We start from the raw sequence: 16,272 nt of genomic DNA, 5'->3' as shown, positions 1-16,272 counted from the left end.
GATGTCTGCTTGGAATGCGGCGCGTGTCGCTGCTATGGCGTGCGGGCAAACTGACAAATCATGGGATTGAGAGATGACACCTGAGTTCTTTGAGGCCAATTGGCCCTACATTCTGATTGTCGCCATTGTGGTCTTGCTATTGGCCTTCTTCTGGCTGTCGGCGAACCGTAAGGCATCGGTTGTCGACAAAGACACAAAAGATGTTCTGGATGAAGGCGCTGCGCCCGCTGCGCGCAATCAAGCATTGATCGATGCCCCCAATGCCGCCGCCAAAGAGACAGGCGTGGAACTGCCCGAGGCGGAACAAACGCCCGAGCCTGCGGCTGCACCGGCCCCTGCGGCCCCTTCACCTGCCCCCACTCCAACAACAACAACAACAACAACAACACCTGCGCCCACTCCTGCAGCGGCAGCGGCGGATGATTTGACCCAGATCAAAGGCCTCGGACCAAAGCTCGCTGGCCTGCTAAACACTCTTGAAGTGACAACATTTGCCGAGATCGCCAGCTGGGACGAGGCTGATATCGACCGCGTCGATGAGAAGCTCGATCGCTTCAGAGGACGCATTCGCCGTGATAGCTGGGTCGAACAGGCCAAGCTGCTAGCTGCGGGCGATGAAGCGGGCTTTTCCGGAAAGTTCGGCCAAAACGGTTGAAATAAATAGGAAACATTTGCCCAATCTGTGTTACATAGGAATATGCAACGCTGGAGAAGGCAATGACGCAGGCACGGATTTTGGTCGCTGAAGACGAGCGAGATCGTCGGCTTTGACCTTTGCGAAACGGTGCAAGAAGCCGGGTTCGAAGTTGCCGGTCCGCACACCGATATTTCTTCGGCCATGCTTTCATTTCAGAAAGACAAGCCTGACCTTGCGATCTTGGATGTGCAATTGGACGATGGCATGGTCTATCCACTCGCGCAGAAATTGCGCGACGAAGACGTGCCGATCATCTTCCACTCTGGCCAGTTCACTCGCGACGAAGTGAAAGAACGGTTTCCTGAGGCAACGACCCTGCTGAAACCTTGCCCGCCCAATGAAATATTGCGGGCGGTGGTCAAGGTCCTCGAAGACCAATAATTGCGCATGCGCTAAAGCGGCGCTTCCCACGCGCCTTCGCATCGCTTATCCCTGTTCGTCACAAAAGACGGAGAGTGATACGTGAGCCAAGACCTGTTTCCGGTACCAGATGATTGGGCGACAAACGCAAAATTCAACGCAGCCAGATATCAATCTCACTACGCCCGTTCGATCAGCGATCCTGACGGTTTCTGGCGTGAAGAAGCGCAGCGGATCGATTGGATCGCGCCATTCGAAACAGTCAAAGACGTAAGCTATCACAAAGACGATTTCCGCATTGGCTGGTTCCTCGGCGGAAAGCTCAATATTTGTGTCAACGCACTCGACCGGCATTTGGCAGAGCGCGGCGACACTGCGGCAATCATTTGGGAGGCTGATGATCCCAGTACGCCGGGGCGCACCCTCACTTACCGAGAGCTGTACCGAGAAGTCTGCCGCTTTGCCAATGTCCTGAAATCCAACGGGGTCAAAAAAGGCGATCGGGTCACCATCTATCTGCCCATGGTGCCAGAGGCCGCAATTGCGATGCTCGCCTGCGCGCGCATCGGCGCGGTGCATTCGGTGGTGTTTGCGGGCTTCTCTCCAGATGCGCTCGCGGGCCGCATTTCGGATTGCCAATCCGATATCGTTCTGACCGCTGATGAAGGCCTGCGCGGCGGCAAGAAAGTCCCACTCAAAGCGAATGTCGATGCAGCTCTTGAAAAGGTCGATGTCAGCCGGGTCATCATGCTTAAGCACACTGGCGGCGATGTCGGCTTTAGCGGGGGTCGCGACATCTGGTGGCATGACGCCATTAGTGCGGCGAGCGACCAGTGCGAGACGGAGGTCATGGATGCGGAGGATCCGCTATTCATTCTCTACACTTCAGGCTCCACGGGAAAGCCGAAAGGCGTGCTACACACCACTGGCGGCTATGCCGTTTGGACCAGCATGACGCATGAATATGTGTTCGATTATACACCGGGTAGCATCTATTGGTGCGCCGCCGATGTTGGCTGGGTCACCGGGCATTCCTATGTCGTTTACGGACCGCTGATGAATGGCGCGACGCAAGTCATGTTCGAAGGCGTGCCGAACTACCCCGACCACTCGCGGTTCTGGAACGTCATCGACAAACACAAGGTTGAGATTTTCTACGCCGCGCCCACTGCTCTGCGCGCGCTGATGCGCGAAGGCGATGAGTTTGTGACGAAGACGGATCGCTCCTCGCTCCGCCTGCTGGGCAGCGTTGGAGAGCCAATCAATCCAGAGGCCTGGGACTGGTATCACCGCGTCGTCGGCGAACGCCGCTGTCCAATCGTCGACACCTGGTGGCAGACCGAAACGGCGGGCGCGATGATCACTCCCCTGCCCGGCGCAACTGCACTAAAACCCGGCAGCGCGAGCACGCCAATGTTTGGAGTACAACCCGCTCTGGTCGATGCAGAAAAGGGCAATATTCTGGAAGGGGCGACCTCTGGCGCGCTCGTGATCACCGACAGTTGGCCCGGGCAAATGCGCACCGTTTACGGCGATCATCAACGTTTCTTTGACACCTATTTCAGCCAATATCCCGGCTATTATTTCACCGGCGATGGCTGCCGCCGTGATGAAGATGGCTATTACTGGATCACGGGCCGGATCGACGATGTGATCAATGTCTCTGGCCACCGCATGGGCACCGCCGAGGTGGAGAGCGCGCTGGTCGAGCATCCACTGGTCGCAGAAGCCGCTGTGGTTGGCATGCCGCACGACGTAAAGGGGCAAGGTATCTACGCCTATGTCACGACCAATGCAGGCACTGACGATAGCGAAGATTTACGCCGCGAACTGGTGCAATGGGTGCGCAAGGAAATCGGCCCGATTGCGACGCCAGATGTGCTGCAATTTGCCCCTGGCCTGCCTAAGACACGCAGCGGCAAAATCATGCGGCGGATTCTGCGCAAGATTGCTGAGAATGATATGGGCAGCCTGGGTGACACCTCGACATTGGCGGACCCTAGCGTCGTCGATGATCTGGTCGCGAACAGGCCGCCTGCATAGTGGTGCGAGGGGCGCAAAGCTGTCCTACAGCGGGGATCGTGCCTAGTGTACCAAGGGACGCCAAAACAGCATGGAACATGCTCATTTTCCAAAAGTCACACATTGCAACAGTGGATCGCCTCCAAGCCTCTGATAAACAGGTGATAATTTCAAAAGTCACACATTTGAAAAAGGCGTATGTGTTCCAAAGCCGAAAACGGCCAAAGCAAAACTTGCAGGACGCGGCGAAGCCTGCAAAAGACCCTCTCAACTGGTTTCAGGAGTAACTAATGGCCGGAATGGCGCCCTTCAATTGGGAAGATCCCTTCGATCTCGAAACGCAGCTGACCGAAGACGAGCGGATGATCCGCGACAGCGCCCATGCCTTCGCGCAGAGTGAGCTGCAGCCGCGCGTGATTGAGGCCTATCGCAATGAGACCGCCGCGCCAGAGCTGTTCCCGCTGATGGGTCAGGCTGGGTTGCTCGGCGCGACCATCCCGGAGGAATATGGCGGCGTTGGCGCAAGCTATGTCGCATACGGCCTGATCGCGCGTGAGATTGAGCGAGTGGACAGCGGCTATCGCTCTATGGCGAGCGTCCAGTCGAGCCTAGTGATGCACCCGATCTACGCATACGGATCAGGGGAGCAGCGGCGCAAGTACCTGCCCGGCCTGTCCTCTGGTGAGCTGATCGGCTGCTTTGGCTTGACAGAGCCAGACGCCGGATCCGACCCGGCGGGAATGAAGACCGTCGCGAAGAAGGACGGAGATGGCTACGTCATCAATGGCTCCAAAACTTGGATCTCGAACTCGCCCTTTGCCGACGTGTTCGTCGTTTGGGCCAAGAGCGAAGAGCATGGCGGCGGCATTCGTGGCTTTGTGCTTGAAAAGGGAATGAAGGGGCTGTCCGCACCCAAGATCGAAGGCAAGATCAGCCTGCGCGCATCGACCACCGGTATGATCGTGATGGACGATGTGAAGCTGCCCGCCGACGCTTTGCTGCCCGATGTGCAGGGTCTTAAGGGACCGTTCGGCTGCCTCAACCGCGCGCGTTACGGCATCAGCTGGGGAGCGATGGGTGCAGCGGAATTCTGCATGCATGCCGCGCGACAGTACGGCCTTGATCGCAAGCAGTTTGGGAAGCCTTTGGGGGCAACGCAGCTGTTCCAGAAGAAGCTGGCTGATATGATGACCGATATCGCCATGGGCCTGCAATCGAGCCTGCGCGTCGGCCGCCTGATAGATGAGGGGCGGTTCGCGCCAGACATGATCAGCATCGTCAAACGCAACAATGTCGGCAAGGCTTTGGACATTGCGCGCCAATCGCGCGACATGCACGGCGGCAATGGCATCTCGGAAGAATACCAGGTGATCCGACACGCTGTGAACCTAGAGACGGTCAACACCTACGAGGGCACGCATGATGTCCATGCGCTGATCCTGGGCCGCGCGATCACCGGCATAGCGGCGTTCTAGTCATGATGGCTGCACCACCCACACCCTCCACCCTTCCCCCGGAGCCTGCCGGGATACCATCCGGGTGGAAGGGTGGAGGGTGTGGGTGGCTCGATCTCGCCGAGGACAAAACACCGTGAAGTTGCATGGCTACTTCCGCAGCTCCACCAGCTACCGCCTGCGCATTGCGCTGGAGTTGAAAGGTCTCGGCTACGAGAGTGTGCCCGTGAACTTGCTCGCTTCTGAGCAAAAGGGTGAGGCATTCACTAGCCGCAATCCGTTCGGCTCTGTGCCCATGCTAGAGGCTGATGGCCGCGACCGCGCGCAGAGTATGGCTCTGCTAGAATGGCTAGACGAGGCCTATCCAGACAAACCGCTGATGCCGGGCGATATTGAGGCACGCTATACCGTGCGTGAACTGACCTATGCCATCGCGACAGAACTGCACGCGCCGCTCAACCTGCCGGTCTTGAAGTACCTCAAGAACGAATACGGACAATCGCAAGAAGCCATCGACACGTGGTATCGCCACTGGCTGGCGCGCACGCTGGAACCAGTCGAGGCGCGATTGGCTCAGCTTGATACAGGCGAATTCCTGCTCGATGCGCCGGGCCTGTTTGAGACAGTGCTGCTGCCGCAAGTCTACAACGCGCGACGCTTCAAATACGACGTTGATGCACATGGGCACATCGCACGGATTGAGGCGGCGTGCCTTGCCTTGCCTGCATTCCAACGCGCCCACCCAGACAATCAACCCGACAACCCGGAGAATTCCGCATGAAACTAGCAACGCTCAATGATGGCACCCGCGATGGTAAATTGGTCGTTGTGTCGAAGGATCTCACGCGCTGCTGTGCGGCGGGGTACATCGCACCGACCATGCAGGCGGCACTTGATGATTGGGAACGGATTGCCCCGCAATTGGAAGTGCTCGCCACCGATGTCGAGCATCAAGCCGTTCCATGCGAACGCTTTCACGAGCGTGAGGCGCATTCGCCGCTACCGCGCGCTTACCAATGGGCCGATGGCAGCGCCTACATCAATCACGTTGAGTTGGTGCGCAAAGCGCGCGGTGCAGAAGTTCCAGAAAGCTTCTACTCCGATCCTCTAATGTACCAGGGCGGCTCTGACAGCTTCCTGCCGCCGCGCGCCAACATCCCGCTGGGCGATCCGGCATGGGGTTGTGATATGGAGGGCGAGATCGCCGTGGTAACCGATGATGTGCCAATGGGCGTGTCGGCGGAGGAGGCCGTGCAGCCATATCAAGCTAATCATGCTCGTAAACGATGTGTCCCTACGCGGGCTGATCCCAGGTGAGCTCGCCAAGGGCTTTGGCTTCTTCCAGTCCAAACCTTCCAGTGCATTCTCACCGGTTGCGGTGACACCGGATGAACTCGGCGACGCATGGGCCGATAGCCTCGTGCATCTGCCGCTGATGGTCGACTACAATGGCGAGGCATTTGGCCGAGCGGAAGCAGGCAGAGATGCGACGTTCAACCTCGCGCAATTGGTCGCCCATGCGGCCAAGACCCGCAGTCTGTGTGCTCGGCTCTATCGTTGGCTCCGGCACCGTCAGCAACAAGGGCGCAGATGGCGGCCCAGGTAAGCCGGTTGCTGAAGGTGGGCTTGGCTACAGCTGCATCGCGGAAATCCGCATGATCGAAACGATTGCAAATGGCGAGGCGACAACGCGCTTCATGCGGGGCGGTGACAGCGTGAAGATCGAAATGCGCGATAAGGACAACCATTCGATCTTTGGCGCGATCGAGCAGAAGGTCGTGGCGGTCTAAAGCCACTTTCCTACTTAAGAGCGCGGCGATAACACCGCCGCTGTTCTTTCAAATCGTCAAACCTCGATCGGAGTGAAAGCCGTTGCCTCATCGCCGGTGTTGGCTGTGCCCTTCGGGTCGATGATCAGCACCTTGGCCTGCTCATTTTCGGTGCGAGTACGATGTTCAACGCCTCGCGGTACGACAAGCAAATCTCCAGCAGAAAGCCGCTCAGTGCGATCACGAAAATCGATACACAGCTCTCCTTCTATCACGAGGAACAATTCGTCGTTGTCCGGGTGCGAGTGCCAAGGAAACTCACCTTCAGCACGAGCGATGCGGATTTCATGACCGCCATAGTGCGCAACAATTCGCGGCGCCCATGTCTCTTCGAAAAGCGCAAACTTGTCCGCCAGATTCACCTTGCTCGGGGTTTCACTCCCCATCAATACAGCACCACGCTTCGGATGCTCTCGCCAGAGTGCATCAGGTCAAAGCCTTTGTTGATCTCCTCCAGCGTCAACGTGTGAGTGATCATCGGATCGATCGCAATTTTGCCCTGCATGTACCAGTCGACGATCTTCGGAACATCGGTCCGGCCCTTCGCTCCGCCAAAGGCGGAACCGCGCCAATTGCGCCCTGTCACCAGTTGAAACGGGCGCGTGGTAATCTCCTTCCCCGCTTCCGCCACACCGATGACGATGCTGGTGCCCCAGCCCTTATGACAGCATTCCAATGCCTGCCGCATGACATCCGTATTGCCGGTACAATCAAACGAATAGTCTGCGCCGCCGTCCAGCATTTCCACCAAATGGCTCACCACATCAGATGTCTCTTTGGGGTTTACGAAATCGGTCATGCCGAACTTCTCGCCCCATTCACGTTTAGCGGGGTTCAAGTCCACGCCGACAATCCGGTCTGCGCTAAGCCATCTTTGCACCTTGGATCACGTTTAGGCCGATGCCGCCAAGACCGAACACGACGACATTATCGCCCGGCTTCACCTGCGCCGTATTGGTGACTGCGCCCACGCCTGTCGTCACGCCACAACCGATATAACACGCGTTTTCAAACGGTGCATCGGTACGAATTTTGGCGACCGCGATTTCCGGCAGAACGGTGAAGTTAGAGAAGGTCGAGCATCCCATATAGTGGTAAATCGCCTCGCCTTTATAGCTGAAGCGCGAGGTGCCATCGGGCATCAAGCCTTTGCCCTGCGTCTCGCGGATCGCACTGCACAGATTGGTCTTGCCAGACAGGCACATTTTGCACTGCCGACATTCCGGCGTGTAGAGCGGAATGACATGATCGCCGGGTACAACCGATGTCACGCCCGCGCCAACCTCTCGCACAATGCCAGCGCCTTCATGGCCTAAAATGCTCGGGAACAGGCCTTCGCTATCCAACCCGTCCAAAGTGTAGGCATCGGTGTGGCAAATCCCAGTCGCCATAATCTCGACCAGGACTTCACCCGCCTTTGGGCCCTCCAGATCTAGCTCTACAATCTCAAGCGGTTGCTTGGGCTGGAATGCAACGGCGGCTCTGGTTTTCATGGTGCGTCTCTCTCGGTCAAATCGAGAAGGACGCAACACCAGCACGGTCGCCGCGTCAAGCGCTCAGATCAATCAGCGCGCTTGCGGTCGATCACAGTCACAAAATCGTGGTTGACGTCGCGATGCTCCGCCTCATCAGCGCGAACGGCGATAATCACATCACGCAGCCGCGCATCTTCTGGCAATTGCCAGTAGTCGATAGCGATTTGCGGAGCTAAGCACATTGTCATGCCGCCCTGCATCAACTTCAGCCAGATATTGGGTGTAGCTAATGACCGCTTCTTCTTCGAAATAGCCGACCACGCGGTGCGCAGTGCGCGGCGCGAACAGGTAAAGCCAGAAGTAAAAATTGTAGAAGATCAGCTGCGTCACCATGATCAGCACGCGCTCAAACCGATTGGGAGCAGCGATCTTGATAAAGGTCATCAGATGCATCCGCTCGTTCTCTGCTTCCTCGAGCAAAGTGCGGATCCAACCCTCATCATCGCGGATATAGCGTAGCGCCTTTAGGTGCTGCCACAGGCCACCCACCATTCCAGGCACAGCGGCGACAGTCTCCAGCACCACCGCTCGGTGGCCATATCGTTTTGCAAAGAACTTGTCGGCGAAGAACCGCAGCATTTTGACAAATGCAAAGGCAATCTTGTCGCTGGTCGTTACCGGCGCGATATGAGTATCCAACTCTGCGTCCAAGTTCACTTCGCGAACCTGTGGTGCGGTGTTGAAATGTTTCATTTACCACCTCCTTAGAACCGCTTAGCGTCTGGGGAGTTGAATCCCCTCCGTGCGCCGCGACCATAGTCAGACATGCTTCGTGTATCCAACGCTTAAATGGTCGTTCTGATCCAGAATAAACATAGGATTCACGGCAGCATATGTTCAGCTTTTTGCAAGTCCTCACAGCCTCTGGCGAAGGTCAAATCTTGACGGCCCCAGCCCGTCGGCAAGCCTGAATTAGAAGCCGAGACTGTCCGCCACCGCTTGGTTCACAATCTTACCCTGATGCACATTCAGACCGGTCGCGAGGTGCGGGTCTTCTTCACAAGCAGCAACGCCTTTGTTCGCCAGCGCCAATCCAAATGGCAGGGTCGCATTGTTAAGCGCATAGCTCGACGTGAGCGGCACCGCGCCGGGCATATTGGCAACGCAGTAGTGAATGATCCCATCAACCTCATAGGTCGGGGCCTCATGCGTGGTCGGCTTTGACATTTCGAACGCGCCGCCTTGGTCAATCGCAACATCCACCAGAACCGCGCGGTTCTTCATCAAGCCCAGCATTTCGCGCGTGACCAGATGCGGGGCGCTGGCGCCGGGGATCAACACGGCGCCAACCACGACGTCCGCATCGGTGATCGCTTGCTCGATCGTTGAAGAGGTGGAGTAGCGCGTTGTCGCACGCCCTTGGAACATATCATCAAGCTGGCGGATCCGCGGCAGCGAGCGATCAAAAATCTCGACATTCGCGCCCATGCCCACGGCCATCCGCGCTGCCTGCGTTCCGACGACACCGCCGCCCAGCACAACCACTTTGGCAGGTAGCACACCGGGTACGCCGCCCATCAAAGTGCCGCGTCCACCATTGTTCGCGCGCAGAGCCATGCCCGCAGCTTCAATCGAAAGGCGACCTGCGACCTCGCTCATCGGAGCAAGCAAGGGGAGACCGCCATGGCGATCCGTCACCGTCTCATAGGCGACCGCTGATACGCCTGCATCCATCAGGCCGCGTGCTTGATCGGGATCAGGCGCTAAATGGAGATATGTGAAGAGGATCTGGCCCTCACGCAGTTGCACCCACTCGCCTGGCTGAGGCTCTTTGACCTTCACAATCATGTCAGCTTTCGCGAACACCTCTGAGGCATCAGCAGCGATCTGCGCGCCCGCCGCGCGGTAAACATCGTCATCCTTACTAATGCCTAGGCCCGCTCCGGTCTCGACAAGCACCTGATGGCCCGCGGCGATATATTCGCGCGCGGCCTCTGGGGTCAGACCAACACGATATTCATGGGTTTTGATTTCTTTAGGGACGCCAACAAGCATGCCGAACTCCTGGGGGAATATGGGTACATTGGGTTCGAATCGGCCTTAGGCGACGCGTAACAAAGTTACAATTGAAACAAACATGCTTGCTTTCCTTGACTGGGTTTGGTGAGACTGCTCGCACATCGCCGCGTAATGATCGGCACGCGCATATTAGCCTGGAGAATTGCCATGACAGCCTGTCCTCAAATCCAAATGCTGATCGGCGGAGAATGGGTGACAGATGGCGGCGATGGTACGATGCCGATCACCAACCCAGCGACCGAAGAAAAGATTGCTGACTGTCCCAAAGTTTCGATCGAACAACTCAATGCTGCAGTTGCCGCTGCGCAAGAGGCGTTTCCCAAGTGGGCTGCGACCCCTGGAGCGGAAAGGCACAAGATCCTTCGCCGCGCTGGCGAATTTCTCCGCGAGCGCGCGCCTGAGATCGCACGGGTAATGACGCTGGAGGTTGGCAAACCACTCGCTCAATCGTCTGCGGAAATCACTGGTGCAGCCGAAATTATCGACTTCATGGGAGAAGAGGCAAAGCGACAAGGTGGTCGCCTAGTTCCAGTAAGAGGAAGCAATCTTCTACAGCAGCGTGTTACACATGAGCCGATCGGCCCAGCTGCACTCTTCACGCCTTGGAATTTCCCGATCAACTTACCAGCCAAGAAATTGGCTGGTGCGCTGGCTGCTGGTTGTTCGTGCATCCTGAAACCAGCAGAGACTACGCCAGCCTGCGCTCAAATGTTGGTTGAGTGTTTTGTCGATGCAGGAGTGCCTGCGGGTGCGATTAACCTAGTATATGGTGATCCGGCCAAGATTTCAGAACATCTCCTCACCGCCGAACCGATACGCAAAGTCAGCTTTACCGGTTCGACAGCTATCGGAAAACAATTAGGAGCATTGGCCGCTAAAGGTCTGAAACGCTTTACGGCTGAACTCGGCGGGCATGCCCCCGTAGTCATCGGCAAAAGCGCAGACTTTGATCGCACTGTGGCAGCCTGCGCAGCAACAAAATTCCGCAATGCGGGGCAAGTGTGCGTCTCGCCAACACGCTTTCTTGTGGCACATGACATCTACGAAAATTTTGTAAGCGAGTTTGCGACCCGCGCAGGCAGTCTTAAGGTCGGCAATGCCAGCGCGGATGACAGCGTTGAAATGGGTCCGCTCGCCCACGCAGGACGCGTTGCGGCTATGCAAGATTTGATGGGAGCGCTTGGCGGAACAAAGGGCGAGATCATAACCGGCGGCAAAGCCATTGATGGCCCCGGGCATTTTTTCAGTCCTACAGTGGTTGCTAGCCCATCAATCGATAGCCGGTTGATGACGGAGGAACCCTTCGGTCCTGTCGCCGGGATTATGCCATATGATGACATAGAAGAGGCAGTGAAGATTGCGAATTCGCTACGCTATGGCCTCGCAGCTTACGCATTCACCGCTGATCTGGATGAGAGCCATTATCTAGGCAACGCGTTGCGGGCTGGAATGGTAGCAATCAACCACTTCGCCGTTGGATCTCCCGAAACACCTTTCGGTGGCATCGGTGACAGCGGATTTGGATCAGAAAGCGGCGAAGAAGGCTATCTCGGATACACCGAGACGAAGCTAGTCACCGTGGCCAAATCCGGATGAGGGAAGCTTGTAGAGCTTAATCGAGCAGCGGGACAACGCGCGCGAGAATGCGGCGCATTGATCCGCGGCTTTCCATCGGCCTAATCCGCCCCCAGCGCGCTCGGCGCGAAAATTCGTCCTGAAGTTGAACCGTCCGGCCCATCGCGTCTGGGCCACTCGACCTGATCGTCGGTATTTCCATTTCTGCTTCCCCGAGGGGCGATTGCCCCGAATCGCTATATTTAGCTGCCTAAGGGCTAACACCTAATAATCTGGAAATGGAGTCGTATCTTTCATTTAAGAAACTGTGCGGGCTGGCTTTCTCAGCCGGTCACGCTGCTTAATAGAGGGTAAAAGGTGGCTTAGACCCTCTGTGCACCCGTTGCTCGCACAGCCTCCAAAGTTGGGTAACCGTTCACCGCCATCAGCAAATCCGCCTCAGCCAAGATCGACCTAAGTACGAACTCTGCGCCCTTCGCGCCGCCTAGGGCGAGCCCGTATGTGTAGGGCCTACCCACGCCTACAGCCGCGGCGCCCAAGGCCAATGCCTTCACCACATCAGTGCCGGAGCGAACGCCGCTGTCGAACAGCACAGGCACATCACCAGAGGCCTTCACCACGTCTTCGAGCAGATCGATTGTTGCAATCCCGCCATTCGCCTGACGCCCGCCGTGATTGGAACAATAAATCCCATCAGCGCCCGTATCGACGGCCTTCTTCGCGTCATCTGGGTGGCAAATACCCTTCAGCACAATCGGTAGCTTCGTAACCGATTTCAACCATTTCATATCGTCCCAAGTCAGCACCTGGCCGAAGGTCGCAGCCCAGGTCATGATTGCTGTCTTGGGATCATCTTCTGGCGGCTTTTCAAGCAGTGAGCGAAACACCGGATCACAGAAATAATTGTGTAGCACTTTGCCGCGCAATTGCGGGAAATTCGAGGCGTTAAGATCACGCGGACGCCAGCCCGTTACCCACGTGTCGAGCGTAACCACAAGGGCCTTGTATCCGGCGGCTTCTGCTCGGCCAATCAAGCTTTCGGCGAGCCCTTTGTGACGCGGGGTATAAAGCTGAAAGAAACCGGGAGTGTCGCCGCATGCGGCGTGGACATCCTCCATGCTGTCGTTTGCCAGCGTCGAGGCGCACAGCGGCACACCTGTCGCTGCCGCCGCCTGCGCAGCCGCGATGTCGCCATGCTTGTCCTGCGTCGCCTCGCCCGTCAGACCAATCGGCGCCATGAACAATGGTGTTGGCAGCTTCATGCCAAACAAATCAATCGAGAGGTCTCGTTCCTGAGCGTCGACCATCATACGCGGGATCATGCCCCAATGATGGAAGGCAGACGAGTTGCTATTCTGAGTGTGCTCATCACCGCATCCGCCCGCAACATAATTGGTCATCGATGGACCAAGTGCCTCGTGCGCGCGCTTTTCTAGCGTTGCAAAATCGACCGGAAACTCAGGTAAAACACCTTGCAGTCCAGCATTATAGATCTCGTTCTGCATCGCTCCGAAATAGCTCATCGCGCATCCTCTCTCATTGCAATTTTATATGAGAGCTTGGGACGAAGCCGAGTTTTAGGCAAATGGTTTTGTTGCCGTCTAAAAGTTGATCCCGGCACGCACGTTCAGCTCAGGCGAATTGTCGTCGCCGCTTTCGGCACTGCCTCCCAAAGGAAAGCCACCTTCAACTTCGAAACCGACCGGCCCTATACGGCCGCGCACGCCTGGCCCAGCAGAAAACAACGAACCCTCGCCCACGCCCGTGCCGATATCCGTGACATAACCGCCATCGAGAAAGGCGTAGAACTGGAGAAAGTCGAACGGCAATTTGGCAGGTGAGAAGCGATATCTCAATTCAGCCAAGCCATAGACACCTTCATCACCTAGGACTTCGCTAAAGTCGTAGCCGCGCGTGCGGAACGGCCCGCCCAGTGCCATTTCTTGCGAAGCCAACAGCGGACGGTCCGCGATCTGGCCTCCAGCTGCGAAATACACATCAAATCGGCCAGCAACCGGCAAACGCGCATCACCCCAGAACGACACTTTGGAGAACACGCCGTCGCCGTCTCTGCGCGAAACAAGCGGATCTCCGCGTCTGCTTGCGCCCAAGATGCCAAGTCCACGAACATGGCTTGCCCCGGCGCGAACACGTCCGCCAGCGACCGCCCATTGCGTCGTAATGCCAATCGAGGCTGTGACGATTGTGTCGTCACGGAGCATTTGCCCTAGCTCATCCTGTTCAATGGCGAGGTATAAGACATTACCATTGACCCAAAGGCTTTTGTCTTTCGATCTGATTATCGGTTGATCGAGCGATATTCCTGCTCTCAGCGAATCTCCATTTACGTCACTGTCGCCGAATGGCCCCTCTGGCGAGGTAGAGCCGATAGAGCCGTTAATCCCTGCGGTAAGGCCGGAGCTATTGAGCTGCGTCTGATAAGAGCCAGAAACAAACAGCAGTTCTTCTGGATCAACGGGATTGATCCGCAGAGCGGCATAAAGCTGATCCGAAGAACTCAGCACATCGGTCTGCTGAGTGGAGGCCACTGCGCGGTATGGACCGAACGACCGTGTACCGTAATTGTCCGCCTGGATCTGGTAGCGATCTTTTTGCTGCTCCAGATTGACCACCAGGACGGCACGGCCATCGCGGCGCGCGATCTTGGCGTCCTTTAGACGCACCGATGGAATATCAGTGACCAATAGCAACGCTGCTTCCAAATCGCTTTGCTGTGCAGGCTTGCCTTGCAACCGGCTCAAAATTCGGCGGGCCTGAGCGTTGTCATAACCATTGATCTCAATTGAATCGATGCGACCCTCGTCGATCGAAATTTGAACGACGCCAAAGCCATTGTCATTCTCGAGGATATCCGCCTTGGCGTAGGCATAGCCTTCTTCCTTCGCGAGATCGGCGATCTGTTTGGTTAGTTGAGCCAATACCTCTTCGCTACGTTCTTCCCCGAAAAACCCCTCAATGGCCGCCTGATAACGCGCATCGTCGATCGCCTCATTACCTAGAATGACAATCGCGCCAATATGATCGCTTTTTTGCTCTTCGACGGGTTCCTCAGTCTGCTGGGACATAACCTCGTCCCCGCTCTGCATCACCGATAGCATTGCAATCCGCGGCGCATTGCCGGTCTCCTGCGCGTTCAACGCAGGCGCTGCGATGCATAGACATGCACCCAACAAAACTGCCTTGGTTAAACGCATTGAAACCTCCTGATTGGAGGCGTGCGCCTAGCCGCAGCCAGCTAATAAACCCTTACCCTTAAGCCAGTTAGGGAAATGTTAGCCACTCCGCTTCAGCACTCCTTTAGAGGCCCGGGTTCAAAGGCATACTTGCACCAATTGTAATCTTATTTGAGACTAACCAATGATCCGCCTTGCCAAGAAATCTCTCGTTGTTGCCGCGCTGATGGCCAGCACCAGCGCCATTGCCAGCAGTGGGTGGAGCGTTTCCGAGGCCAGCGGATCTGTCACGATCACACGCGGCGATAATGTAATTCAGGCTCGTAAGAACAGCCGCCTTAACGAAGGCGATGTAATCCGCACAGGCAAAGGCGCCCGTGCCGTTTTAGTTCGCGGCAAAGAATATGTTGTTGTGTCGCCAAAGGCGCATATTCGCATTGCTGAGCCCGAAAAGGCCGGGCCGGTTACGCAAATCTTCCAATATCTCGGCAATGTGCTTTTCAAAATTGAGAAAAAGAGCACACCGCATTTTGGTGTTGAGACGCCGTACATGGCAGCTGTTGTCAAAGGCACGACGTTCAACGTTTCGGTCGGCGAAGATGGCACCAGCGTTCAGGTTACCGAAGGTGCGGTTGAAGTTACAACCGGTGATGATCTGGAAGCAGCATTGCTGACGCCTGGCTTGGTCGGATTGGTCGAAGCTGATGCGATTGGCGACTTGATCGTCATTTCAAATGATCCCGATGGTCCCGATTCTAAGGACGCGACCGTACGCGGCAGCCCAAGCTTTGTGCCTGCTCTAAGCCAGCCTGCATCCAGAACAGCTACATCTATCGCCAGCGCGAGCAGCAATTCTGACCGCACAACCGGCGTCAATCGCAGACAGCCTTTGGCCGCCCCACGCTCGCCCCAAACAGGCCAAGGTCGTGCAAACGGAGCTGCATCGGGACTAAAAATTGCCATTGGTGCCCCATCTGGAGGTCCGAGCGACGCTAATGTCACCGCAAATAACGACCTGACCGACAGCCGCAACGAAGGTGCTAGCAGCACCGTTCAAGATTTTGTCATCTCGGAACCTGAAGTTGATCAGAGCGAGATCACTGAGACCGTCACTCAAGTCGACAGCAGCGACGCAGCTCCTATTGCAAAAAGCACTGACTCAGGCGCCGTCGATATCGGCGCTGCTGATGGCCAAGATGATCAAGACGCCGGTGGTTCTGGGCTCGTCTTTGCGGAAGATCAACCCAACGGGTCTTGCGCTCAGCTGTCCCCAATTGCTCTGGCGGTGCAAATCCGAATAAGAGCAGCAACGGCGGCGTTTCCCCCCTTCCGATGATGCGAATGAGCCTGATGACGATGTCGGTCTCAATGCAGGTATTGGTGGACCAACCAATGACAGCAGTGACGACGAAGTAGATATTGCCGCTGGCCTAGGTCTCGGCACCAACAATAGCGGTAACGGGAATTTCCGCGGTAACAATGGCAACGCCAATGGTATCGGCAATGGTAAAGGCGGCGGAAACGGTAAGGGGAACAACGGCAACGGGAACGGCAATGGCGGCCCCACTGGCGATGGCGCCGATAACG

At 56.7% G+C, this 16,272-nt stretch carries 12 protein-coding genes and 3 pseudogenes; 8 read left to right on the top strand and 7 right to left on the bottom strand.

Features of this window, described 5'->3' with window-relative positions:
- Positions 1-73: 73 nt before the first annotated feature.
- From AC0V6Z_RS09630 to AC0V6Z_RS09605, 6 genes and pseudogenes are all read left to right on the top strand, one after another.
- Complete coding sequence (locus tag AC0V6Z_RS09630; RefSeq protein WP_472638295.1) at positions 74-655, top strand: hypothetical protein; 582 nt, start codon at positions 74-76, stop codon at positions 653-655.
- Between the two features lie 129 nt (positions 656-784).
- Positions 785-1,078 (top strand): response regulator, encoded by a 294-nt coding sequence (locus AC0V6Z_RS09625; protein WP_472638294.1) that lies wholly within the window; start codon positions 785-787, stop codon positions 1,076-1,078.
- A gap of 81 nt (positions 1,079-1,159) precedes the next feature.
- Complete coding sequence (gene acs, locus AC0V6Z_RS09620) at positions 1,160-3,100, top strand: acetate--CoA ligase (protein WP_472638293.1); 1,941 nt, start codon at positions 1,160-1,162, stop codon at positions 3,098-3,100.
- A 278-nt stretch (positions 3,101-3,378) separates the two neighbouring features.
- Positions 3,379-4,554, top strand: a complete 1,176-nt coding sequence (locus AC0V6Z_RS09615) for an acyl-CoA dehydrogenase (protein ID WP_472640886.1) — start codon at positions 3,379-3,381, stop codon at positions 4,552-4,554.
- A gap of 115 nt (positions 4,555-4,669) precedes the next feature.
- Positions 4,670-5,314 (top strand): maleylacetoacetate isomerase, encoded by a 645-nt coding sequence (gene maiA / locus AC0V6Z_RS09610; protein ID WP_472638292.1) that lies wholly within the window; start codon positions 4,670-4,672, stop codon positions 5,312-5,314.
- Positions 5,311-6,323, top strand: a pseudogene (locus AC0V6Z_RS09605) (fumarylacetoacetate hydrolase family protein). The gene maiA and the pseudogene AC0V6Z_RS09605 overlap by 4 nt, the downstream one beginning before the upstream one ends.
- 56 nt (positions 6,324-6,379) lie before the next feature.
- Here the strand turns inward: AC0V6Z_RS09605 and AC0V6Z_RS09600 are convergent.
- The 4 genes and pseudogenes from AC0V6Z_RS09600 to ald all read right to left on the bottom strand — a co-directional run bounded on the left by AC0V6Z_RS09600 (position 6,380) and on the right by ald (position 9,892).
- On the bottom strand, positions 6,380-6,748 hold the full coding sequence (locus tag AC0V6Z_RS09600; RefSeq protein ID WP_472638291.1) for a cupin domain-containing protein: 369 nt from the start codon (positions 6,746-6,748) through the stop codon (positions 6,380-6,382).
- Positions 6,748-7,855, bottom strand: a pseudogene (locus AC0V6Z_RS09595) (S-(hydroxymethyl)glutathione dehydrogenase/class III alcohol dehydrogenase). The gene AC0V6Z_RS09600 and the pseudogene AC0V6Z_RS09595 overlap by 1 nt, the downstream one beginning before the upstream one ends.
- Positions 7,856-7,923: 68 nt before the next feature.
- Positions 7,924-8,590 (bottom strand): annotated as a pseudogene (locus tag AC0V6Z_RS09590) (alternative oxidase).
- A gap of 219 nt (positions 8,591-8,809) precedes the next feature.
- A complete protein-coding gene (ald, locus tag AC0V6Z_RS09585; RefSeq protein ID WP_472638290.1) occupies positions 8,810-9,892 on the bottom strand; it encodes an alanine dehydrogenase in 1,083 nt (360 codons plus the stop codon).
- Between the two features lie 171 nt (positions 9,893-10,063).
- On the opposite strand from ald, the gene AC0V6Z_RS09580 reads away from it, so the two are divergent.
- Complete coding sequence (locus AC0V6Z_RS09580; protein WP_472638289.1) at positions 10,064-11,512, top strand: NAD-dependent succinate-semialdehyde dehydrogenase; 1,449 nt, start codon at positions 10,064-10,066, stop codon at positions 11,510-11,512.
- Between the two features lie 16 nt (positions 11,513-11,528).
- Here the strand turns inward: AC0V6Z_RS09580 and AC0V6Z_RS09575 are convergent, their stop codons facing one another.
- The 3 genes from AC0V6Z_RS09575 to AC0V6Z_RS09565 form a co-directional block, all read right to left on the bottom strand.
- Positions 11,529-11,693: a hypothetical protein gene (locus AC0V6Z_RS09575; protein ID WP_472638288.1), complete on the bottom strand. Its 165-nt coding sequence runs from the start codon at positions 11,691-11,693 to the stop codon at positions 11,529-11,531.
- A 160-nt stretch (positions 11,694-11,853) separates the two neighbouring features.
- Positions 11,854-13,014: an alpha-hydroxy-acid oxidizing protein gene (locus AC0V6Z_RS09570; RefSeq protein ID WP_472638287.1), complete on the bottom strand. Its 1,161-nt coding sequence runs from the start codon at positions 13,012-13,014 to the stop codon at positions 11,854-11,856.
- Between the two features lie 78 nt (positions 13,015-13,092).
- A complete protein-coding gene (locus AC0V6Z_RS09565) occupies positions 13,093-14,706 on the bottom strand; it encodes a ShlB/FhaC/HecB family hemolysin secretion/activation protein (RefSeq protein ID WP_472638286.1) in 1,614 nt (537 codons plus the stop codon).
- Positions 14,707-14,869: 163 nt separating this feature from the next.
- Between AC0V6Z_RS09565 and AC0V6Z_RS09560 the strand changes: the two genes are divergently transcribed.
- Positions 14,870-16,021 carry a FecR domain-containing protein gene (locus tag AC0V6Z_RS09560; RefSeq protein WP_472638285.1) on the top strand — a complete coding sequence of 384 codons (1,152 nt, stop codon included), beginning with the start codon at positions 14,870-14,872 and terminating at the stop codon, positions 16,019-16,021.
- Positions 16,022-16,272: the final 251 nt, after the last annotated feature.

Source organism: Erythrobacter sp. SN6-5 (genome assembly GCF_057364945.1).
Note: the sequence above shows the minus strand (reverse complement) of the source record. Positions and strands in the feature narration are given on the sequence as shown.